Annotated in this window: 20 protein-coding genes, 2 tRNA genes and 1 other RNA gene; all 23 read right to left on the bottom strand. The window is 39.0% G+C overall.

From position 1 onward, the window contains the following. Positions 1-36: 36 nt before the first annotated feature. Positions 37-1,275: a cell division protein FtsA gene (ftsA, locus tag P9M13_04560; GenBank protein MDP8262557.1), complete on the bottom strand. Its 1,239-nt coding sequence runs from the start codon at positions 1,273-1,275 to the stop codon at positions 37-39. A 79-nt stretch (positions 1,276-1,354) separates the two neighbouring features. Further along, positions 1,355-2,221 carry an FtsQ-type POTRA domain-containing protein gene (locus tag P9M13_04555; GenBank protein ID MDP8262556.1) on the bottom strand — a complete coding sequence of 289 codons (867 nt, stop codon included), beginning with the start codon at positions 2,219-2,221 and terminating at the stop codon, positions 1,355-1,357. Between the two features lie 5 nt (positions 2,222-2,226). Beyond that, a complete protein-coding gene (locus P9M13_04550; protein ID MDP8262555.1) occupies positions 2,227-3,198 on the bottom strand; it encodes a D-alanine--D-alanine ligase in 972 nt (323 codons plus the stop codon). Beyond that, positions 3,185-4,105, bottom strand: a complete 921-nt coding sequence (gene murB, locus P9M13_04545; protein MDP8262554.1) for a UDP-N-acetylmuramate dehydrogenase — start codon at positions 4,103-4,105, stop codon at positions 3,185-3,187. The genes P9M13_04550 and murB overlap by 14 nt, the downstream gene beginning before the upstream one ends. Before the next feature lie 55 nt (positions 4,106-4,160). Further along, on the bottom strand, positions 4,161-5,558 hold the full coding sequence (murC, locus tag P9M13_04540; GenBank protein ID MDP8262553.1) for a UDP-N-acetylmuramate--L-alanine ligase: 1,398 nt from the start codon (positions 5,556-5,558) through the stop codon (positions 4,161-4,163). Then, positions 5,542-6,654 (bottom strand): undecaprenyldiphospho-muramoylpentapeptide beta-N-acetylglucosaminyltransferase, encoded by a 1,113-nt coding sequence (gene murG / locus P9M13_04535; GenBank protein ID MDP8262552.1) that lies wholly within the window; start codon positions 6,652-6,654, stop codon positions 5,542-5,544. Before murG ends, murC begins: the two co-directional genes overlap by 17 nt. Positions 6,655-6,718: 64 nt before the next feature. Continuing rightward, complete coding sequence (ftsW, locus tag P9M13_04530) at positions 6,719-7,858, bottom strand: putative lipid II flippase FtsW (GenBank protein MDP8262551.1); 1,140 nt, start codon at positions 7,856-7,858, stop codon at positions 6,719-6,721. Positions 7,859-7,901: 43 nt separating this feature from the next. Beyond that, positions 7,902-9,266 (bottom strand): UDP-N-acetylmuramoyl-L-alanine--D-glutamate ligase, encoded by a 1,365-nt coding sequence (murD, locus tag P9M13_04525; protein MDP8262550.1) that lies wholly within the window; start codon positions 9,264-9,266, stop codon positions 7,902-7,904. Positions 9,267-9,288: 22 nt separating this feature from the next. After that, the gene (gene mraY / locus P9M13_04520) at positions 9,289-10,386 is read right to left on the bottom strand and encodes a phospho-N-acetylmuramoyl-pentapeptide-transferase (GenBank protein MDP8262549.1); all 1,098 of its coding nucleotides are present in this window, start codon (positions 10,384-10,386) and stop codon (positions 9,289-9,291) included. A 34-nt stretch (positions 10,387-10,420) separates the two neighbouring features. Next, on the bottom strand, positions 10,421-11,797 hold the full coding sequence (gene murF, locus P9M13_04515; GenBank protein ID MDP8262548.1) for a UDP-N-acetylmuramoyl-tripeptide--D-alanyl-D-alanine ligase: 1,377 nt from the start codon (positions 11,795-11,797) through the stop codon (positions 10,421-10,423). Positions 11,798-11,802: 5 nt separating this feature from the next. Next, on the bottom strand, positions 11,803-13,308 hold the full coding sequence (locus P9M13_04510) for a UDP-N-acetylmuramoyl-L-alanyl-D-glutamate--2,6-diaminopimelate ligase (protein ID MDP8262547.1): 1,506 nt from the start codon (positions 13,306-13,308) through the stop codon (positions 11,803-11,805). Positions 13,309-13,502: 194 nt separating this feature from the next. Further along, the gene (locus tag P9M13_04505) at positions 13,503-15,215 is read right to left on the bottom strand and encodes a penicillin-binding transpeptidase domain-containing protein (protein ID MDP8262546.1); all 1,713 of its coding nucleotides are present in this window, start codon (positions 15,213-15,215) and stop codon (positions 13,503-13,505) included. Between the two features lie 23 nt (positions 15,216-15,238). Beyond that, on the bottom strand, positions 15,239-15,679 hold the full coding sequence (locus P9M13_04500; GenBank protein MDP8262545.1) for a hypothetical protein: 441 nt from the start codon (positions 15,677-15,679) through the stop codon (positions 15,239-15,241). Positions 15,680-15,691: 12 nt separating this feature from the next. Then, complete coding sequence (rsmH, locus tag P9M13_04495) at positions 15,692-16,618, bottom strand: 16S rRNA (cytosine(1402)-N(4))-methyltransferase RsmH (protein MDP8262544.1); 927 nt, start codon at positions 16,616-16,618, stop codon at positions 15,692-15,694. A 3-nt stretch (positions 16,619-16,621) separates the two neighbouring features. Then, positions 16,622-16,921 (bottom strand): hypothetical protein, encoded by a 300-nt coding sequence (locus P9M13_04490; protein MDP8262543.1) that lies wholly within the window; start codon positions 16,919-16,921, stop codon positions 16,622-16,624. A gap of 23 nt (positions 16,922-16,944) precedes the next feature. Beyond that, positions 16,945-17,388 (bottom strand): division/cell wall cluster transcriptional repressor MraZ, encoded by a 444-nt coding sequence (mraZ, locus tag P9M13_04485; protein MDP8262542.1) that lies wholly within the window; start codon positions 17,386-17,388, stop codon positions 16,945-16,947. Between the two features lie 359 nt (positions 17,389-17,747). Next, complete coding sequence (locus P9M13_04480; protein MDP8262541.1) at positions 17,748-17,948, bottom strand: hypothetical protein; 201 nt, start codon at positions 17,946-17,948, stop codon at positions 17,748-17,750. Positions 17,949-18,331: 383 nt separating this feature from the next. Continuing rightward, positions 18,332-18,755: RNase P RNA component class A (gene rnpB / locus P9M13_04475), an RNA gene on the bottom strand. 45 nt (positions 18,756-18,800) lie between these two features. Next, positions 18,801-19,511 (bottom strand): C4-type zinc ribbon domain-containing protein, encoded by a 711-nt coding sequence (locus P9M13_04470; GenBank protein MDP8262540.1) that lies wholly within the window; start codon positions 19,509-19,511, stop codon positions 18,801-18,803. 71 nt (positions 19,512-19,582) lie between these two features. Then, positions 19,583-19,659: transfer RNA gene (locus tag P9M13_04465), tRNA-Val, on the bottom strand. Then, positions 19,650-20,960, bottom strand: a complete 1,311-nt coding sequence (locus P9M13_04460) for a tetratricopeptide repeat protein (protein MDP8262539.1) — start codon at positions 20,958-20,960, stop codon at positions 19,650-19,652. Before P9M13_04460 ends, P9M13_04465 begins: the two co-directional genes overlap by 10 nt. A 95-nt stretch (positions 20,961-21,055) precedes the next feature. Continuing rightward, a tRNA-Ile gene (locus P9M13_04455) sits at positions 21,056-21,129 on the bottom strand. Positions 21,130-21,178: 49 nt separating this feature from the next. Beyond that, positions 21,179-23,089, bottom strand: coding sequence for an RNA polymerase sigma factor RpoD (gene rpoD / locus P9M13_04450; protein ID MDP8262538.1), 1,911 nt, complete (start codon positions 23,087-23,089; stop codon positions 21,179-21,181). Between the last annotated feature and the right edge of the window lie 42 nt (positions 23,090-23,131).

Here is a 23,131-nt window from a genome sequence, read left to right as displayed (position 1 = left end):
ACCTTTGCACTTTATTATTTATTGTCATTATATTTTTTAGAAGTATTCTGTCACCCAATCTCGCATACGTTCAGTTATTTTTCCAAAGATGTTTCTCCCACGAAATTTCCCCATATCGTTTTCACGTCTATACTGAGCTCCGTAGAGTGCCAGCCCAACACCCGTTGAATATATAGGGCTATCCATAATTTCCATTAGTCCCGCAACGTTATGAGGTTTGCCTATGCGTACGGGTACATTAAATATCTTTTTCGCAACGTCTTGAGTCCCCCTTACCAGTGCGCTTCCACCGGTAATCACTACCCCTGATCCTATATATTCATTATATTCAGTTTTTTTGATCTCTTGTTTTATCACTGAGAAGAGTTCCTCCATGCGTAGCTGGATAATTTCAGCTAAGTATTTTTTATGCATTTCATTTGCCCCGCGCCCAACGATTCCGGGTACAACAAATTTTTCATTCGGTAAAACCATTTGTGTATGTGCATGTCCATACTTCTTTTTTATTTCCTCGGCTTTTCCAACCGGGATTTTTAAAGCTATAGCGATATCATTGGAGATATGATCACCGCCTACTGCCAGAACATTGGTATACCTAATCGCCCCGTCTACATATACAACAACGTCTGTCGTTCCCCCGCCTATATCGATAAGAACAACGCCATTCTTTTTTTCATCTTCGGTCAACACCGCAAGACTTGACGCTAAAGGCTGCAATACAATGTCTTCTACCTCTATCCCTGCCCGGTTAATACTTTTAATAATATTCTGCGCAGATGCAATAGCACCGGTAATAACGTGTACCTCTGACTCTAACCTAACGCCAGACATACCACGAGGATCTCTTACACCGTCATGACCATCAACAATAAAGGCTTGCGGGATAACATGTATCAATTCCCTATCCATCGGAATAGAAACGGCCTTAGCAGAATCTATAACACGTTTTATATCCTCTTCCGTAACTTCACCGGCATCACCAGCAATAGGGATAGTCCCACGGCTATTAAATCCTTTTATGTGCCCTCCGGCAATACCGGAAAAGACAGATTCGATTTCAATATTCGTCATTTCTTCGGCAGTTTCAACTGCTTTCCGTACTGATTCAACCGTGCTTTCAATGTCGACAACAACACCTTTTCTTAACCCCTTTGAGGGGGCAGACCCAATACCAATTACACGCAGATGTCCTTCAGTATCATTTTCTGCAACAATAGCACATATTTTTGTTGTCCCGATATCAAGACCAACTATGACCCCAACATCTTTTCCCATACTCTTATTTCTCCCATTCGATATGTTTCACATATATTTATTAATATTAGTGTTCGGGAGTTGCAATACAACCCCTGTTTTACCTTTTAGATGCCTCTTTTGGTAACACCACAACATCCTTAAAGCGTACATCAATAATTGATGGTCTTTTACGCTTCTCTTTCAAATCAGTATACACCGAATAAAGTTTTTCAAATGCCTTCTTACCGCACCCAGCATCAAGCTTGAAAACAAAGTCTTCATCGGTATAAAATATTATTTCATTGCTGTTTTGAATATCAACTTTACTGATCGAAACTTCAGTTTTCATAGGTGAATTATTATATAGCTCAATAAGTCGTAACCCTTCAGTCAGATTATACGAATGAAGCCTCTTATCCTTAAAACGTGTTTTTCTGCTAACGCCTATAAGATACGGTAAAAGCTCGGTTTTCCAACGCCTATCCCAGGACAAAAGCACAGCATCTTCATCAATAAGATATTTTTTCCCAACAGAAAGTATTGCAACAGGCTCCCTCTCATATACTTTTATATGAACAGAATCCGGAAATTGTTTTGTAAGTTCGACCTTTTTTATGTTTGAATGGTCTTCAAGTTTTTTTTGTGCATCAGTAAGATCCACGGAAAAAATATTCTCTCCTGATAGAATCCCTGAAAATACCGCAATCTCATCGTTAGAATAGATACTGTTATTGGAAACATACAATGTTCTTACTTTAAAATCATCATCTTCTATAAAAAACGCGACAACACTATGCGCCAAAAACACGCTAACACATACGAATATAACTATAAATGTCACCCCAAGAATAATTTTTGGAAAAAGACCGTGAGAAGCATCATCTCCCTTTTTTTTCTTTTTACGATTACTCTTGGCATCTAAGAGTAGATGCAGTTTGCGTGATCTTTGATATTTAAGAGTTTTTACCCCTTGCTTGCGTTTCATATATATTAGTTCCTTTTATGGCGCATTCCCATATTTGCCATAGATGCATTATCACGTTTTTCTGTGAGCGCCATCTGTAGAATCTGTTCACATAAATCCTCAAAAGACATTTTATCAGCTCGAGCAGCTTTCGGCAAGAGTGATGTCTCAGTAAATCCAGGAATAGTGTTGATTTCAAGAACATACGGGATGCCATCATCTCCTATTATAAGATCAACACGAGAAAAATGTTCGCATCCGATAGCTTTATGGGTCATTAATGCTATATCTTTTATGATTTTCCATACCCCTTGACGAGCGTCATCTACCAAAAGGTATTCTGTCATACCTTTTGTATACTTTGCATGATAATCATAAAATTGATTTTTAGGCACTATTTCAATGACCGGCAATGCGCTCTCCCCTAACACCCCTACCGTGACTTCCTTACCCGCAATATATTCTTCGATCAGCGCATCACACTCATACGAGAATGCCTTTTCTAAAGCATGATCAATACATTGCGATTCTTGAATAATCGAGAGCCCAATGCTTGATCCTTCCAATGACGGTTTCACGACAAGTGGAAATCTAAAATCAGTCAGTAAACGGGCAATATTAGATTTTCCAGAACCGTGGGTAATGACTTCGTAACGTGGCGTTGGGATATTGTTATTAACGAGTACCTCTTTTGTCTTAACCTTACAAATCGCTACAGAACTTGCCTCTGGCCCTGAACCAGTATAGGGAATATTAAGGCGTTCTAACACGGTCTGAATGCTTCCATCCTCGCCATATCTCCCATGAAGCGCAATAAATGCAACATCAATACCAGCGGTTAAGAGTTGTTCCTCAACATGATCTGTATCAACATCTATACCGGTGACATCGTATCCTCTTTCTTTAAGGGCACATACAATAGCATCTCCTGAACGCAAAGAAATATCGCGCTCACTTGAACTCCCCCCGAAAAGAACCCCCACCTTAGAATGCCGCATAGTTTCCTTCTCCAATAAATTTTATTTCAGGTTCTAAATGTATGCCTTCAACTTCTAATACTCGCGCTTTTATCTTTTTCATCAAGTCAACAACATCACGGGCCGTCGCTTGATTGTCATTAACGATAAAATTTGCATGCGTATCAGATACGACTGCACCGCCAATACGAGTTCCTTTCAAGCCAAGTTTATCAATAAGCCGTCCGGTTGGAATTTCATTATTGTTCTTAAAAACACACCCTGCACTCGATCCTTTTGGCTGACTATCTGTGCGGGCATCACTATATTTTTTAAATCGTTTTTCTATCTCTTCTTTACTAGCCTTTGCAAGATCGAGCACAACATCAAGCACGATACCGGTTTCAATACCTTTACAGGTCCGATACTCAAAGCCAAGCTCATCCTTATCTAAATTAACAATGCTGCCATCTGACTGCATGATGGTAGCACTTTGAACATAATCTCCAAACTGTGCATCCCAGGCACCTACATTCATAAAGACTGACCCCCCTATTGAACCGGGAATACCAACAAATGGCTCCAAGCCACTCAATCCTAAACTACACATTTTCTCAATAAGATGTGACAGCTGTACCGCACCGCCAACAACAACCGTTTCGTTAACAACTTCGATCTTTTTAAATTCATGCGCTGATAATTTTAGAACAAAACCTGTCACCCCATTATCGCTTACCAAAAGATTTGATCCATTGCCAATAATAAATACCGGATGCGAATTCATCCGCGCATAGGTAAGTATAAGGCGTAACTCTATTACATCAGCCGGTTCGATCCATATTTCTGCCGGACCGCCAATTTTAAAACTGGTATGTCTGCTCAAAAGCTCATTAAAAAGAACTTTCCCTCTCACCAGCTTAAAAAATATATCACGATCATGCTTTCTCATACGCCCCCCCTATCACATTATGTTATAAAAAGTTATAGGAATACCATACATAAACTTATGCGGTTGATGCAACACATGGGCGAAATTTTTCATCGAGCATACCTGCATATCTACGCGCATGTTTTGTGCTATCACCTGCACCCATAAATATTATTAAATCTCCTTCTTGTACAATAGATTGTAATTCATTTACAATTTCATCAATAGCAGCTCGATACGTAACATTGTTATCCCCTGCCTTTGCCATAGCAGTACAAAGACTTTGAGAGTTTATTTCATTTACCGGCTCCTCGCCTGCACTATATACATCACTTATAAATACCATGTCAGCTCCAGAAAACGCTGATACAAAATCATCAAAAAAATAAGTCAGCCTAGAATATCGATGAGGTTGAAATACCACTATAGTGCGCCCGAACGTCTCTTTTTTTATTGCGGAAAGTGTTACCCTTACCTCAGTGGGATGATGAGCATAATCGTCTATTACCTTTACCCCCTCTGCATCAAATAGTGTTTCCATTCGCCGTGAAGTCCCTTGGTGACTTGCAAGAGCCTTTTGAATAATATCAAAAGTAATACCGAGATCGAGTGCGCATGCAATAACAGGAAGTGCATTAGAAACGTTGTGCATACCTGCAAGGGAAAGTAGTATTTCTCCAAGGATATGTCCATAATAAATAACGTTAAATGAACTATATGTATCAGATGTTACAATGTCAGTAGCATACACATCTGCTACGCCTTCTGCAGAGTACGAGACACAACCATTTTTGCCTTCAACAAGATGCCTAACATTAGGACAATCTAGACAGCAGTAAACGTTTTTAATACTCGATGTATTGTCCATAAAAGATGAAAAGACATCACAGATCTCCTGTAGACTATTATAATATCCGATATGGTCCTCTTCAATATTGGTAATAACTGAATATTGAGGAGTGTATGTAAGAAGTGTGCCATCGCTTTCATCAGCCTCATATATAAAATAATCACTTTTACCAATTTGTGCATTACTATTAAAATTCAGTGAAATACCGCCGAGAATAACCGAGGGAGAATATTGTGCATACGTTAAAACGTGTGCAAGCATATTTGTTGTAGTTGTTTTACCATGGGTACCCGCAACAGCTATACTGCAAGACTCCCGGCAAATTTCATGCAACAGATCTGAACGATGCATAACAGGAATACCACGCGCACGCGCCGCAGATATTTCGGAATTATGTTCTGAGACGGCAGTGGACACTATAACCGCATCACAGTCAGGAATATTATTTTCAGAGTGGCCTATTAAAACAACTGCGCCTGCCTTGCGTAAGCGCATTAGGTTTCCGTTTTCTACAATATCTGACCCGCTAACACGATATCCCCTCGCAAGAAGGACTTCAGCGATGGCACTCATACCAATGCCGCCAAGTCCTACAAAATGATATCTTTTATGCGTACTTAACATTTTTTCTTTTTTCTGCGTATATTACGTGTATAGTTTCAGCAATCTTTTTATCTGCATCATATTCTGCAAGCGATTCACAATTTTTTGCATACATTTCTCTTTTATCTGGATGTGTGTATAAGTCACACAAAATATCTACACATTGAGTTGCGGCATGATCATTTTCTTTAACCATTATTGCCGCATCAGCATTCACTAGGTGCAATGCATTTTGTTCCTGGTGTGCGTCTGTACTGTACGGATAAGGGATAAGGATTGAAGGTTTACGGCACAAGGTTATTTCAGTGATTGCACTTGCTCCAGCACGACTCACCACCACGTCGGAGGCTGCGTATGCAAGTCCGATATCATCAAAATATGTTTCACAATATGCGTTAATACATAACTCCTTGTAACGAGTTTTAACTTCCTGGCATGTCCTGCCTGCCATATGTATCACTTGAAAATTGATCTTTTTCTTATGCATTTGTTCTAATGCATCAAGAACAATACGGTTTAACCCCTCAGCGCCTTGACTGCCACCAACAACCAAAATGGTAAAAACGCCTTTTTCTAAACCAAATTTTACACACGCATCATCAGGATCCGCCTTGAGCAATGTATCCCGAACAGGATTGCCCGTATACCGCAAATCATTATGAGTAAAATGGTTCTTTGCAGACTTAATGCCTATCATCACTGTATCCACAAAGCGCGCGGAAAAACGATTCGCTTTGCCTGGAACACTATTTTGTTCATGGAGAATCATCTGTTTCCTGAGCACCCACCCAGCAACAACAACAGGCGCACTAACATAGCCACCCATTCCAAGAATGATATCAGGCTTAAAAGAAAGTATAATTCCCAGTGCCTCAAAGAACGATATAACGAAGGCCCACATAAAAATACATTTACCAAATACTCCGGCACTGATTGGACGCGCGCCTATTTTTCGATATGAAAACTGTTTTCCTTGATAAATACGTTTCTCAATCTCTCTTTTAGAACATATAAAAAGAATTTCAACCTGAGACCACCTTTTACTGCAAGCTTGCGCAACTGATATACCGGGAAGTATATGACCTCCAGAACCTCCAGCTGCGATTAATAATCTCATTTGCACACCCTTTGAACTTCGTTGGCTTATAATACCATCAATTTAGGGGAATATCAAGGGTATTTTACACATTTACTATGCGATTGTTCTTTTTACCAAAAGGGTCACTTACTATACGCCGCTGACTCTGTTTTGCAATACTCAGAAGTATCCCTGTTGCACAGAGCATAAGAACAAGGTTCGTACCCCCAAAACTAATGAATGGGAGGGGCAGTCCTTTTGTCGGAACAGAGCCGGTTACAACACTAATATTGATAATTGATTGTAACGCAATCATCGAAACTATCCCGCTCGCCAGAAGTATCCCAAAAATATCAGGCGCATAATAGGCAATTTTTGCGCCGATAATGGTGAGAAGGACAAAAAGTATCACAACAGATAATGTACCAATAAGTCCTAACTCTTCGCCAAGTATCGAAAAAATAAAATCTGTATGTGCTTCAGGCAAATAAAACAGTTTTTGCATGCTATGACCAAGTCCCACACCAAATATCCCCCCTGACCCAAGAGCAATAAAGGATTGAATAATTTGAAAACCAGCTCCCTGGGGATCTTTCCACGGATCGAGAAATGTAAGTATCCTTCTGCGTCTATATGCCACTCTAAAAATCAGCAGATACAGGGCTGGAATGGAAGCCAGCAATAGCGTAACAATATGTGCTATACGTATACCACCGATAAAGAACATGATTAAAGCTACAAGTGTTATTGCGATAACCGTCCCGAGATCAGGCTGGATAATAATTAAAAGCAATACAGTCCCTAAAACAAAGCACAGTGGGAGAAATCCTTTAAAAAAGCTGCGGACCTCACCTCTTTTTCTGTCAAGAAAATCAGCAAGATACAGTATAACAGCAAATTTCGCGATTTCTGAGGGCTGAAAACTAAAAAAACCAAGTGAAACCCATCTTTGAGCTCCACCTGCAGTTCTACCAAGATACGGAATAAATACTGCCAGAAGCAATGCAATTGACACTATCAATAATATCTTGCTGAACTTTCTCAAAAAATGATAATCAATTTGAGAACATACAAAAAAACCAATAACACCAATAATGACCCATAGTATCTGTCTCTTAAGAAAGAAATTACTAGCACCAAACTTACTGTCAGCATATATAGCACTCGTACTATATATCATAATAATACTGATACTTAAAAGGACCATAACGATTATAAAAATCAAAATTCTTTCACGTTGCATAGAGCTCTTACTCTTTCTGTCATTATTTTTCCACGATAACTACTTATCTCTCGGCATGATGTATCCTACCGTCGATATCCTTTACATACTTTTTAAATTCATTCCCGCGCTGTTCAAAATTGCTAAACATATCAAAACTCGCACATCCCGGTGAAAGCAAAACCACCGACCCTGCCTCCGCAATCTCGTAACTTTTATTAACTGCCGCTTTCAGTGTAAGTTGTTTCTCAACGTTTGTAAATGCATTGAGACTGGTTTCTATTTCATCCGCTGCTTCACCAATACATACTATATGAGACACCTTTTCTTTAATAGCCTCGCCTAAAACACCAAAATCACCCCCTTTGTTTCGGCCCCCGGCAATTAAAATAATTGGCATATCAAATGACTCAATGGCAACAGATAATGAATCAATATTCGTACTTTTAGAATCATTTATAAAACGGACTCCGTTAAGGGTATCAACATATTCAAGCCTGTGAGTAACCCCATAAAACGTTTTGAGTGCTTGCCGGCACCCCTCTGTAGAGACTTTTCCAATGTAAGCACACAGTAATGCCGCCATTATATTTTCTACATTATGATGTCCGGGTATTTTTATGTCCTCTCGATTACACAAAACTGTTTCATTGCCATCTACACACATTATAATAGCATCATTTTCATAAAATATATCAGCTTGAGAGTCTCGGGATAGCCCGAAATAAAATGTTTTAATTCTATCTCTGGTAACAATAGGGTGAACGATTTCTTTACAGCGAATGTTTGCGACCGCCCACTGATCACTTCCTTGATTCTGGTACATATTGAGCTTCGCTTTTTGATATTCAAGTACTGACTCGTAGCGGTCACCATGATCAGGAGTAATATTCAAAAGAACCGAAATGTGCGGAGTAAACGTATGTATTCTCTCAAGCTGAAAAGAACTGAGCTCACACACATAATAATCTAACTGAGAGTGCTCAATACATGCAGTAGATAGCGGATATCCAATATTGCCGCAACTAACAGCATCTATCCCGTTTACATTAAATATATGAGTAATAAGCGATGTTGTTGTTGTTTTCCCGTTTGTACCGGTAACAGCAATAAGAGGAGCTTTTAGGAAATGTGCCGCAAGTTCAATTTCGCTTATGAGGGGTATTTTTCTTTCCCTTGCCCATGTGATAACTTCGCATGTATCAGAAACACCGGGACTAATAATAACGCAATCAACATCATCAATGAAGGAGGAGTTCATGTGACCAATTTCTATTTCAACACCCTCATTTTTTAGAATACGTGTATTTTTACATATATATTTATCAGTTGCTTTAACAGGAATACCTCTTTGTTGCAGCAATCGCACAGCTGCAATTCCGCTTTTTCCTACCCCAACAACTAATATTTTTTTATTATTCAAATTCATATTTTTTGATTACATACTACAGTTACTGCAGCTTCAAGGCAGCAATACTTATCAGCGCGCAAATTATCGCAACAATCCAAAAGCGTATAGTTACTTTCGGCTCCGCCAGACCTTTCATCTCATAGTGATGATGAATAGGGGCACAGCGAAACACCCTTTTGCCTGTCATCTTAAAAGAGAGTACTTGAATCATCACTGATAATGCTTCTATCACAAACACACCGCCAACAATAAAAAGAACAAGTTCTTTTTTAATTAATATTGCTACAACACCAAGCGCACCACCGAGCGATAATGACCCTGTATCACCCATAAAGACTTGTGCTGGATAACAATTAAACCAGAGGAAACCAAGCCCCGCACCAACAATACTTGCGCAAAAAACAGCAAGCTCACCACTTCCCGGAATATAAATGAGCTGTAAATAACGAGCAAATGCAGCATGTCCGGTAACATAACTCATGACACCAAGTGCAAGTGAAGCAATGATAACACATCCTATCGCTAATCCATCAAGACCATCGGTAAGATTAACCGCATTTGAACTTCCTACAACAACAATAGCTATAAACAAAATGATAAAGGGACCTAAATAAAATATTACCTCTTTAAAAAACGGCACGGTAAGAACTGTCCCATAGAGCTTCATCTCTGGAGAAAACACCATTATAAGACCTATCGCAACAGCAAGAACCAATTGCAGGAAAAATTTCATTTTTGCTGTCAGTCCAAGTGACCGTTTCTTTTTTATTTTTATATAATCATCCCAAAACCCAATAGCCCCAAGCCATAGAAATGCCCCAGTAACAATTATTATATTCAGGTTAAATATATCAGCCCACAATAATGTTGAAAACAAAACACTGACAATAATGAGTATACCGCCCATTGTCGGCACACCTTCCTTTTCCTTATGCAGTGAATATAATTTCAGGCACTCTTCTTTTCTGATTCTCTGCCCGATCTTCATGCTGTAAAGCATCCTGATAACTAAAGGGCCCAGCAATATAACAATTATCATTGCAGTAACACTGGCAAAAGCAGCCCTAAAAGTAATATATTTAAACACATTAAACGCAAAGAAGTATTCTCGTAACGGAAACAACAAATGGTAAAGCATATCTCCTCCACAATCAGCCTACATATCAAGCCGTCTATTTATGTAACGATGTTACAATTTCTTCTAGTTTATTACCACGCGACCCCTTAATCAGCAAGAGATCTCCCGCACAGAGCATTGTTGATAATGTACGGGTAACTTCAGTATTAGAATGACATACACATGATTTTAATCTACTTAGGGGATCCACACTTAACTGAGCTAACGATCCTACCGTTATTAAAACTTCAGCGGATGAACCAGCAACATCACGGCCTGCCTCAACATGCGCTTGATGGCTATAATCCCCCAGCTCAAGCATATCACCCAAAACAACCACTTTCTTTCCCGGCACCGTAATCGTATCAATCATACGTAATGCCGCTTTAAGAGAAGAGGGATTTGCATTATATGCATCATTAATGATAAGAACACCATCCGAAGTATACATTTGGGTGCGCATCTTAGGCAACACAATGTGTTCCAGTTCGGATGATATATCATCAAAATCTAAACCGCATATATAACTTACCGCTACAGCAAAGAGAAAATTATATATATTGTGTATTCCAACAATCGGCAGTTCTATACGATGAGACTGTTTTTTCTTTTTTATATGCACCATACATGAAATCATATCCCCACGACACTGAATATCAGAGGCACAAAAATCGGCATCGTTATTAACGCCAACAGTAACTATCTTTTGCTCTACGCGTGAAGAGATATACTCATAGTAGTCATCGTCTCTATTGATTACAAGCACCCCATCTAGTTGTAATCCGTTGACTATTTCAGCTTTGGCATCCGCAATACGATCAACATTTCCCAATTCACCAATATGCGCCCATCCGATATTTGTAATAACAGCAATTTCTGGAAACACCATCTCACTTAATGCTTTTATTTCTCCGGGTGCATTCATCCCAAGCTCCAAAACAGCGTACGGGACATCCTCTCCGATGTCTAACAATGTACGCGGAACACCTATAAGATTATTAAAATTTCCAGACGTGGCATGTACCGAATATCGCGCGCTCAGTAATGTGGCGATCATATCTTTTGTTGTCGTTTTCCCATTGCTTCCTGTTACGGCTATCGTTTTTAAAGCATCACAATGCATTCTGTGATAATGGGCCATAGCTCCATATGCTACTAACGTATTATCCACTTTAATTACAGCTACTGATGGATCGCTCACGGTCTGATCATGCATTTGGTCCTGAAAAACGTATCCCACAGCACCGCGTTTTACTGCTTCTTTGATATACGCATGTCCATCAAAATGAACACCCTTTATCGGGATAAAAAAATTACCAGGAGATATCGTTCTTGAATCGGTAGAAAAGGATGATACTTTCTGGGAAGGAGCACCGTATACTACTTTTCCCCCTGTTATTTGTGCAATGGTAGAAATCGTATATTCTTTCATATTTTTTAGATAAAACTCTTTTCTCTTTTTATGTGTACATTCATATTTTTTAAACAATGCTTTATAACGTTGGCGTCATCAAATGGAATTTTTTCATCTCCTATCAGCTGATATTGTTCATGCCCCTTACCGGCAACAACAACAATATCATTATCTTTCGCTAGAGAAAGAGCATCATATATTGCTTTCTCTCGGTCTAATATGACCTCATAGCGACACTTTGATAGAGAATCAAAACCTTTTTTAATATCGGAAACAATCTTTTGCGGATCTTCCTGTCGAGGATTGTCATTGGTAATAATAGATATATCTGCGCACGTGCCCGCAATTGCCCCCATAAGTTCACGTTTATGAATATCCCTTTGTCCTCCACAACCGAACACAAGAATAATCCGTCCCCGTACAATCTCACGTAAAGCAGTTAGAACATGAGAGAGAGCGTCAGGGGTATGAGCATAATCAACTATTACAGAATAATTCTTTCCTGAAGGGACCTTCATCATTCTCCCTGCCGGAGGTATGAAATTTCTTACAGCATCAATCATGATCTTAAGATCAATCCCCATACCAATGCCGACAGCAAATGCCGCAAGACAATTCGATATATTAAATCCACCAATGAGAGATGTCCAAACATCATACTTTTTTCCCGAAAAAACAAGAGTGAATCGTGTACCGCGAGCATCCATTTTTATCCTGATAGCCCTGACTTGAGCCCGAGGAGAAAAACCAAATGTTATAATATCGGTTTTAATTTTGGGAAGCAAAGAACATACGGCAGGATCATCACAATTCAACACTGCTACCTTATTTTTCTTAGATGATAGTTCGAGCATATCAAACAGGCGCGATTTTGCTATAAGATACTCATCCATCGTTTTGTGAAAATCAAGATGATCATTGGTAATATTTAAGAAAACAGCAGCGTCAAATTGCACTCCCCGCACTCGATCTTGCATCAAAGAATGACTCGACACCTCCATAACAAGAACATCTCCACGCGCATCTTTTATTTCTTTCATTAAACGAGCTATCGTAAGTGATCCTGGTGTTGTGTTTGCAAGTGTCTTCCGGTTATTAGAAACAGAAAATCCGAGTGTTCCCATAACAGCGGGAAGATACCCGGCATTCTTTAAGATATCAGCAATAAGATATGAAACAGTCGATTTCCCGTTTGTTCCGGTAATACCAATAACAGGAAATGTTTGTGAAGGGTTCCCATAAAAGCAATGAGCAACATAAGAAAGCGCTTCTCTCGTATTGTGTACTTTGATAATGGTAACTGTATCAGGAAACCCATCAGGTACTTCTTCAACAATACATGCAGAGGCTCCCTTTAATATAGCATATTTTAGGTATCTGTGTGCATCGCTATTATACCCACGAATAGCACAGAATACATCCCCGTCAAAAGTCTTTCTGGAATCACATGAAATCCCTGTTATGTCTATATCTAAATTACCAGAAACACTTAGTGTGGAAAGCCCATTAATAAGTTCCCTTAAAAGCATACCGTACGACCTATATATAACTGCCAATGATTAAGTCATGGCAAATGATTACGAATCCCTCGTTCCCAATAGCTCGATACTAGCATAAAAAAAGGGGACCGTCCCCTTTTTTAATAGCGTATAGCATTTAGCGTATGGCGTATAGTAAAAATTATTTACGTAAAATCTATCCGCTAAACGCTACCCGCTATGCGCTAATTTTTAGTGAGGGCATGAGGTTCTTTGTCTACCGGAGTTACATTCAGATACTTTAAAACGCGTGCGGCTATATTCTTAAATGCAGGAGCAGCAACTACACCCCCATAATAATGAGGTTTCGGTTCATTTAAAGACACGAGAATAACAACCTGTGGATTATCAGCAGGGACGAACCCTATGAATGAAGCAAAAAAATCAGTATGGGAATACCTCCCGTCAGGACCTATCTTCTGAGCTGTTCCAGTTTTTCCGGCGATACTATATCCTTCAAGCCGCGCCCTACGTGCAGTACCTGTCACCCCCACAACATCTTTTAAGGCAGTGGTAATATCCTGAGTTGCTTTTTGAGAAACAACTCTACGAACCGGCCGTGCAAGATATTCTTTCATAACCGTCCCGTCTTTAGCAGCTATTTTCCTAATAAGTCTCGGTTTAACAAGTATTCCGCCATTTGCCACTGCGGCATACGCCATTGTAAGCTGTAGAGGTGTAACCGTTAACTCTTGTCCCATTGGAAGAGCCGCCATAGATAACTTTGACCAGTGTTTCGGATGACGTAAAATACCCGTTACCTCACCCGGAAAATCAATTCCTGTTCGTGCCCCAAAACCAAAATCTTTCATGTAGCGATAGAATATTTTCTCTTTGAGGCGTTTGGCAACTTTACAAATACCAATATTACTCGATACCTTGATAATTTCTTGAAAGGTTAAACTGCCGTAGCTGTGAGAATCGTGCAGCGTGTGTCCTGATACCCTCCACGCTCCATTTTCACAGAAAAAACGATCACTTAGCGTAACAACACCCTCATTCAGTGCCGACACACCCGTAATTGTCTTAAATGTTGATCCGGGCTCAAAAAAATCTGTTACAGAACGGTTTCTCCTCTGACTCGGATCCGATTCAGAAAACATGTTTGGATCATATGTGGGCCAATTCGCCATCGCGAGAATATCGCCATTTTTTGGATTCACCACAACAACAGAGGCTCCGATTGGTTTGAATTTTTCTATCGCAGCTGCTAATTCCGTTTCAGCTATATGCTGAATGACTTCATCTATAGTTAAATAAACATCATTACCATCAAGTGGAAGTACTTCACGAAATCTATGGGGAATTATTTCTCTTCCGGCAGCATCTTTTTCTGAAAGCCTAAAGCCGGGCGCACCTTTAAGATATCTGTTTAGCGAAAGTTCTATTCCTTCAAGTCCCTCATTATCAATATTCACAAAACCTAAAACGTGTGAAAGAAGAGAACCATTTGGGTAATACCTTTTGTTTTCTTCATGAAAATAAATACCAGCTAAATCAAGCTCCTTCAATTTTTGAGCCTTTTCTCTCTCAACTTTTCGCTTAATATAGACAAACGTTTTATTTTTTGATAATTGTTTTTTTATTCGATCTATATCAACATCCAAAAGACTACTCAGTTTTTGTGCCGTAACATCTATATCCTTTATTTCTTGAGGAACAGTAAAAACTGATATTGAAGGAACACTCATTGCTAACACCCTGCCCTTAGCATCATAAATTTCACCACGTTTCGGGGTGAGCTTAATACTCATCGTATGCTGTTTTCTGGCCTTTGATGAAAAAATATCATTATAGATATATTGAACAAAGACTAAACGAACAATGAGGGCACAAAAAAGGAGCGAAAGGACAATAAAAACAAACCGGGATCGGTTTTGGAAACTTCTCAATTTCATTTTATATTTGTAACGTCATGACGTTACCCTTCAAACTTTTTATTAGATGTAGTTGGTTTGAATGAAATTTTCTTACTTCTGTTTGCTGATGCTACTTTTGGGTTTGGAACAACTGCCTTCACTTTATCATTCACAATCTGTGCGGGTTTTAAATACACATACTGCCAATTTTTAGTATACACGAGGTCTAACCCTAAGCGGGATATCACCTTTTCAATATGAGAAGGAGCCTTAAGCTGACAAATTCTTAATCGGAGACACTGATTTTCTTTTTTAAGCACTGCTAGCGTTTGCTCCTTTTCACGCAATTCATAACCGAGACGTATAGATTGCGTATGCTGCCACAAATATGCCAGTGCAAGACACACCCCTATGATTGAAAGAATAGTGAATTTTTTCGCAAACCCAGTTTTGTAGCCTTCTTTCGTATTCACTCTTCTTTTGACATATCTATTTTTGGCCACTGTGCATCTCCTCTACAATTTTTCTGCTACTCTCATTCGGGCACTACGTGCTCGCGGATTACCATATATTTCCTCGTCCCCGGGAACAACGGGTTTCCTCGTCAGTATCTTTATCTCTTGTCGCTTTTCACAAATACACACGGGAAAATCAACAGGACAAACACATTTTGCCGCAAAATAACCAAAAGTCTTTTTTACGATTCTGTCTTCCAGCGAATGAAACGAAATAACACAAATTCTTCCGCCTTTTACCAAGAGATTAATCGCTTTTGGTAATACCTCCTCTACTCCTGCCAGTTCATTATTAACCGCTATTCTGAGTGCCTGAAATATCCTTGTCGCCGGATGCACCTTCGTCTTACCTCGTGATGTTGGGCTCATGTGCAGTGCATCCAATAATTCAAATGTTGTTTTTATTTCTCCTTTAGCACGCTTGCGGATTATCTTTTCGGCGATACTTCCTGCCGACTTAACTTCACCATACTCTTTCAATATCTTTTTTAATTCCTCTTTCGTGTACGTATTAACAATATCACTTGCTGATAGCTCCTGATCACTGTCCATTCTCATATCAAGTGCGGCATCGCGCTGAAACGAAAATCCGCGGCAACCGTCAAGCTGATACGATGACATTCCTAAATCTAAAAGTATTCCATTAACCTGATCATACCCGGATGAAGCAACAACCTCATCGATACGAGCATAATTGCTATGAAAAACCCGGTAATTCTTTGTGTATTTTTCTAACCGTTTTTGCGCTTCTCGAAGAGCGCTCGTATCTCTATCGATTCCTATTAATACGCCATGAGGAACTATATTTTCAAGGATCACTTCCGCGTGCCCACCCAAACCAAGTGTACAGTCAACAATAACATCACCGGCATGCACATTAAGGTAAGTCGCACTTTCTTCTAAAAGTACTGGCTTATGACATTGCACGTTTTACACCTTTATTATTAAATGATCTTTTTTTAATTTCATTTCATGTTTATACAACTTTATAAGCATCGGATCATATCCTAAGCGAGAAGGATCACCATTCATTGACCGTATTCTTTTTAGCTCTTCCATAAGATTATCAGGAACAGACATGTCATTGCTAAAATCATACGCATCAATTCTTTTAGTTGCTTTTCCAGAGCTCTGACGATCCTGCACCATACCGTATGGCCTATGCGCATTCTTCACTTCTTCACAAAATTCTATCAACCCCCCTAAAACAGCCCTGCTGCAAACTGTCATAATCGCCTCCTTTCGTTCGGCAATTAAATTCCTAAGTCTACCAGCTCCTCCGCAATCTTTTCATAACTTGCGAGTGACTGATCGTAAAAACCTTTCCACGCTTTCTCGTCCCATATTTCAAATCTATTGGATACGCCGATTACTACTGCTTCTTTTTTTAGTGAGGCATATTCTAATAAATGTGCAGGGATATTAACACGACCCTGTTTATCACATGTTGCCTCATAGGCACCTGAAAAGAACAGTCGGGTAAACGCTCGCGATTTCGCCTGCGTCATTGGCAATTCCTTAAACTTATGAGTTAATTTAACCCATTCACTTTCTTCATATACAAACAAACATTTTTCCAAGCCACGGGTAATATAGAACGAGTCTATAGAAGTCCCCTGAGCTATCACACGAAACTTTGCGGGAATAAATATCCGCCCCTTTTCGTCACATGTGTGTTTGTATTCTCCGTAATACATGATATCACCTAACTTTAGAAATTAACCACTTTACACCACAATTCTCCACATTGGTATTAATGTACTCCATACACGCACATTTGTCAAGTGTAAAAGTGAAATTTCGGTTTTCGTGAACGTATAGCGGTTAGGTATTTATGTATTGAGGTTTGTGAATCGATTAGAAAAAGTGCATAGCGTATAATAATTCTCATCCATGATATTTGTTTATAAATTTATATAGATGTAGTCTCCGTAGGGAAATTCGATTGACCGTGGATATCTAGTGAAAAAGAATTATTCAATGAACGATAAACGTATATAAAAAAAGTCCCACCGCAATTAAGAGATGGGACCTATAAACTGTATTTCTTTTTTACTTATCGTAATATATCCTCTTCACCCACTGGCATCTCACCGTATTCACCATTCATTGTTAGCGAGTGGACATCCTGAATTGTCTGACCTGCTGCGTCAGGTATTCTCGAACAAATCACTCTCTTCTCAGGCTGACACATACAACAACCGATAAGTGTTACTGCGTATAAACCTATGAAACCAAATAAAAGACATTTTTTCATAGTGTTATCTCCCCTTTTTTTGCTTTTGTTATAATAAAATAATGGAAATAGAACAAATAGTCAAGCAAAAAGTCAACGATTCCGCATATTGAGTGGAAAACACTTTTAAACAGCTGCTTATGGATAATGGCTAATGGATAATCGGAAACAGATTCTCGTGATAATTTTCTCTCCGTGAAACGCTTATTTCAGCCGGTATTTCAGGGGAGGAAAGACACCTTTATCATCAACCGAACAAAGAATAATTCCGATTTACCAGTCTTTAATTCCGGTTTTATATTCAACGATAGAAAAGCATGAAACAGATAAATTCTATCGTATGACTTTTACATATAACTACTTAAGGTGGGTTAAAAAACGTATTTGCAGAATCGTTGCAAAAAGTATCAAGCTGGCATGTAAGCCGATTTCTGTACTTTATAAAAAGCAGAGATCATTTATCTTGTTCTCATGTTACCACGAGAATCATACGCGACCTACCCGAAACGTATAATTGGCGGGCCACCATACCGTTTCCTATTCGGTCTTGCTCCAGATGGGGTTTACCATGCCACCAATGTCACCATTGGCGCGGTGAGCTCTTACCTCCCCGATCAAGACTGTGTCTAAATCGGGGTCCCGATAAATCGGGACGCCTTTTCACCCTTACCCCGATAAAATCGAGGCGGTATATTTTCTGTGGCACTTTCCCCCGGTCACCCGGGGCCGTTGTTAACGGCCATCTTGCCCTATCCCATATTGCTACAGGACCGGAGTTCGGACTTTCCTCCCCTTACAAATGTAAAGAGCGATCTCCCAACCAGCTTGAAATTTTTAAAGAACGTTTTTTAGTGTTTGGTTTGCGCAACCGCATTAAACTTCCAACATATAATACAATATTCTTCCACAATTTTCACACGCAACAACTTCCTGAGATTTTCTTAAATCGCTAACAATCTGCGAAGTAAGTTTGATATGACATCCCCCGCATGTCCCATTTTTAGCAGGAACAATCGCAATATCATCACCATCCTCAAATATATAAGAATATGTTTCAAGGATATATGTATCTACTTTAGGTATTAATTCTTCTCTATCCTTGAGAAGCCCTTCTAGCTCTCGTTCTTCTCTCGTTAATTGGTCTTTAATATTTTGCTCTTCAATAAGAACAGCATCTTCTTCTTGTTTTAAAAGCGCCTCTTCTTTAGCCGCTTCACTCATCGCACTTTCATTTTTTTCCATTATATCAAGAATTATGTCTTCAAGTTTTATGCACTCATTTTTGATATCTGTAATTTCGCTTTGCAAGGCTTTATATTCTTGATTTGTTTTTATCTGAACAAGCTGTCCTTTATATTTTAACGCTTGTGCTTGTTTTGACTCAACTTCAAGCTCGACTGTTTTTCTTTCACTCTCAATTTTTTTTATCTTTTCTTTCAATTCTTGAAGGGAGTTTTTTCTTCCCGTTAATTGAGCCTTTACATTCAATATCTTTTCAGGAAGCTCTTTCCTTTTCCTCTCAATATCTCTCTTTTTTATGTCGATCTCTTGCACCTTTATTAATATCTTAACATCTTGTTGCATCGTCTCCCCTTTCACCAATTCAGAATACAGTAATAGTATACCATATATCAAATGAATATTCGGTATTTATATGGTGGGCGATACAGGATTTGAACCTGTGACTCCTACCGTGTGAAGGTAGTACTCTACCAGTCTGAGTTAATCGCCCATTCTCGATATTGCCTGCCTAGCCCTCTTCCAATTTTCTTTTACCCGCTGTAAAAAACGGCTGGGGGCCCACATTCCATTATATTCTTCCCAGTATGAAATACGTTCGTCAACTCCTGATGGCGAACCTAGTTCACCCACTTCAGCTGCAGCAAGCTTCACTTTTGCCTTTGTTGGCGATACCATTTCAATACCGGTAACTTTATATGCCCCTAATTTTCTAAAACCTATGAGCCCTATAACAGATTTTTTCTGTGCTTCAAGTATTTCATCACTTAAACCGCTCATATCTGCTTGCCATCTGTGGCGAGGTATATGGTTGCGCAAGTCTTCAGGCTGCAAATCATAAAATTCTATAAATCTCTTATTCTGCACATTCTCTATAAATGCAGCTATATCCGTACGTATTTTATCGCCTTTATTTTCTACAAAGTCTTTATTCATATTATCCAGATCAGTATCTATCTGAACAAGATTCTTTTTTAACTCCACAACTTTGTTTGAACGAGGAAATCTCTTTATAAATAATTCAATATTCTCTTTTGCCCTAACATAATCATGCAAGTGATCCTTGTAGATATTAATAAGATTGAGAAGGCTTTCAGGATTATTTCTATCAAGATATATAACTTCACCAAATTCCTGGACAGCTTTTTCGTATTCCCCCTGTTCGGCATAGAGCACACCTAAATTGTTATATGCCTCACAATAGTCAGGATTTATCCTTCGCGCTTTTTTAAAAGAATCTTCTGCAAGTACATAATATTTTTTCTCTGCATACAACAATCCTAAATTATTAAGCGCTTGGATGTTTTTTGGATTAATCTCTACAATTTTTTTGTAATATGATAGCGCCTGAGAGCAATCACCTTCATCATTGTAAAGAATCGCAAGATTATAACATGCGCCTTGATGCTGAGGTTCGTATTCTAACACCTTCTTAAAGCAGTTGATCGCTTCAGGATCGTTACCCTCTAAACATTGTATAACACCTAACCTATACCAGGCCTCATAAAATCCAGGGTCAAGTGAAATGACTTTCTCATATGCTTCAATTGCTTCAGGAAGCATCATTCTCTCATCATAAATAACCCCAAGATTATAATAAGCATTAATGTGCTCGGGTTTTTTTTCTATGACTTTCGAAAAACACTTCTCGGCTTCAGTAAAGCGATCTTTTTCAGATAATATTACGCCTTCGTGGTAGTAATAGTTGGCATCTTTAATAAGGGGGACATTCTTGCAACCGATAAGCAGGAAGCAGCAAATAAAAACACAGCTTTTACAGAGTATAGTGGACATGAGAAGATAGTAATCGCACCTTAATAGTACTTACATTAACAATTAACTTACACATACTGCACCTTAAAGACATTTTACAATCGGTTTTACAGAAATGGGCCCAGATGGACTTGAACCATCGACCCACGGTTTATGAGACCGTTGCTCTAACCAACTGAGCTATGGGCCCTGAATTTGAACGTACATACTAATATTATTTTATTGAAATAGCAACTTTTTTACGAACTAAATAAAATTTTCAAATACTGATTATCTTCGACTTCTAAGAAACCAACTAATTTTCTTCTGCGCGTTGGATGTCTCATTTTTCTAAGCGCTTTTGCTTCAATCTGCCTGACACGTTCACGCGTAACATCAAATTCTTTTCCAACTTCTTCCAATGTCCGAGGCGTCCCATCCCCGATCCCAAAACGAAGCATAAGCACTTTCTTTTCACGCGGGGTCAAGGTATCCAAGACCTCCTGCATCTGTTCTTTTAAAAGCGTATAACTCGTCGCATCAGACGGTGATTCTGTTCCCTTATCCTCAATAAAGTCACCGAAATGACTATCATCACCGTCACCTATCGGCGCCTGCAGTGATATTGGATGTTGTGCAATCTTTAATATTCCTCGCACCTTTTCAAGCGGCAAATCCATTTCCTCTGATAACTCTTCTGGAGACGGTTCCCGCCCTGAATCCTGGACAATTTTCTTTGACGCGCGTACAAGCTTATTGATTGTCTCTATCATGTGCACAGGAATACGTATAGTACGCGCCTGATCAGCAATAGCTCGCGTGATTGCCTGCCTTATCCACCACGTAGCATAGGTGCTAAACTTATATCCTCTTTTATATTCAAACTTTTCCACCGCTTTCATCAAGCCTAAGTTACCTTCTTGAATTAAATCCAAGAATGACAAACCTCTATTGGTATATTTTTTTGCGATACTGATAACCAACCTAAGATTTGCTTCAACCATCTCTGATTTTGCCTGATGTGCTTTGCCAATCCAATCTTTTAACTGTGCGTTCAACGTATGATATTCGTCAATTGGAAGACGCGAAACAAGTTCAATACGTTTCAATTTTCTCTTCTCATTCTTAAGGAGAGCAACAATCTTTTGAACCTTTCGTCCACCCTCTAATTCTCTAATCCTGTTCTGTATCTGTTCAATCTTTATGCTGAGTGCATCTATCTTCTTTGCAAAATCTTCAATAGCTTTTTGCCTAAAACAGTATTTCTTCAAACTGTTCTGGATATCATTTCTGCTTTTTTCAAGCTCATTGTACAATTTCTTTCTCTTCTCTTCCGATACATTGCTTTTTAAAGTCAGTTTCCATTTTTGAGTACATTTTGTATCAAGTGCTTTCAGTTGTTTGCTCAGTTTTGCGAGTGTTTTTACATAACTCTCCCGGTTTTTAACTTTTTTCTCCTGCACTATCTTGTCAAAACGCTCTTTTCCACTGATTAACCTCTTTGAAAGTTGTCCGAATTCTTTCGGAATAAAACCATACCGAAATATAACTCTCCTGATTTGTGTTTCTGCAGTTTCAATTCTCTTTGAAATGCTTACTTCTTCTTCCCTACTCAGGAGGGGCACTTGTCCCATCTGTTTTAAATACATACGTACAGGATCATCGAGAATGTCTATCCGTGACGCCTTTGCTGTCTTCTCCTGCTTTAATTTTTCAGCTTTTTCAAACTTTTTGCGTTCAATCTCGGTAGAATCAATGATCTGAATATCCATTCCCCTGAGTAACATCATAATAGAATCAATTTCTTCCGAACTCACCACCTGGTCAGGCAATACGTCATTAATGTTTCCGTAGGTTAAATATCCTTTTTCATGGCTGAGAGAAATAAGCTCCTTAACTTTCTGGCTCCTTAAATCTCTACTCAACTGCTTTTCTACACTCTCCATTGTTTTTTTAGATATTCGTACTTTTTTCGCTTTTACCGCTGTCTTCTTAGAAGACGCCCTTACCGCCTTTTTCACCTTCTTTATACTTACTTTTTTCTCTACCTTTTTCTTCTTCTTAACCGGCAGAACTTTCTTTAGTGTCTTAGCCTTTGGTGTTTTTTTCTTCACAGGAGATTTCTTTTTCTCAGGCATTTTTTTTACTTTTTTAGTAACTTTCTTCTTCATATATCATCCCCTCATTCTCAACATACACGGCATTTTACTCGT

It is taken from the genome of Candidatus Ancaeobacter aquaticus, assembly GCA_030765405.1.
Lineage (GTDB): Bacteria > Auribacterota > Ancaeobacteria > Ancaeobacterales > Ancaeobacteraceae > Ancaeobacter > Ancaeobacter aquaticus.
The sequence above is the reverse complement of the archived record's forward strand: the minus strand, read 5'-3'. Positions and strand labels throughout refer to the sequence as shown.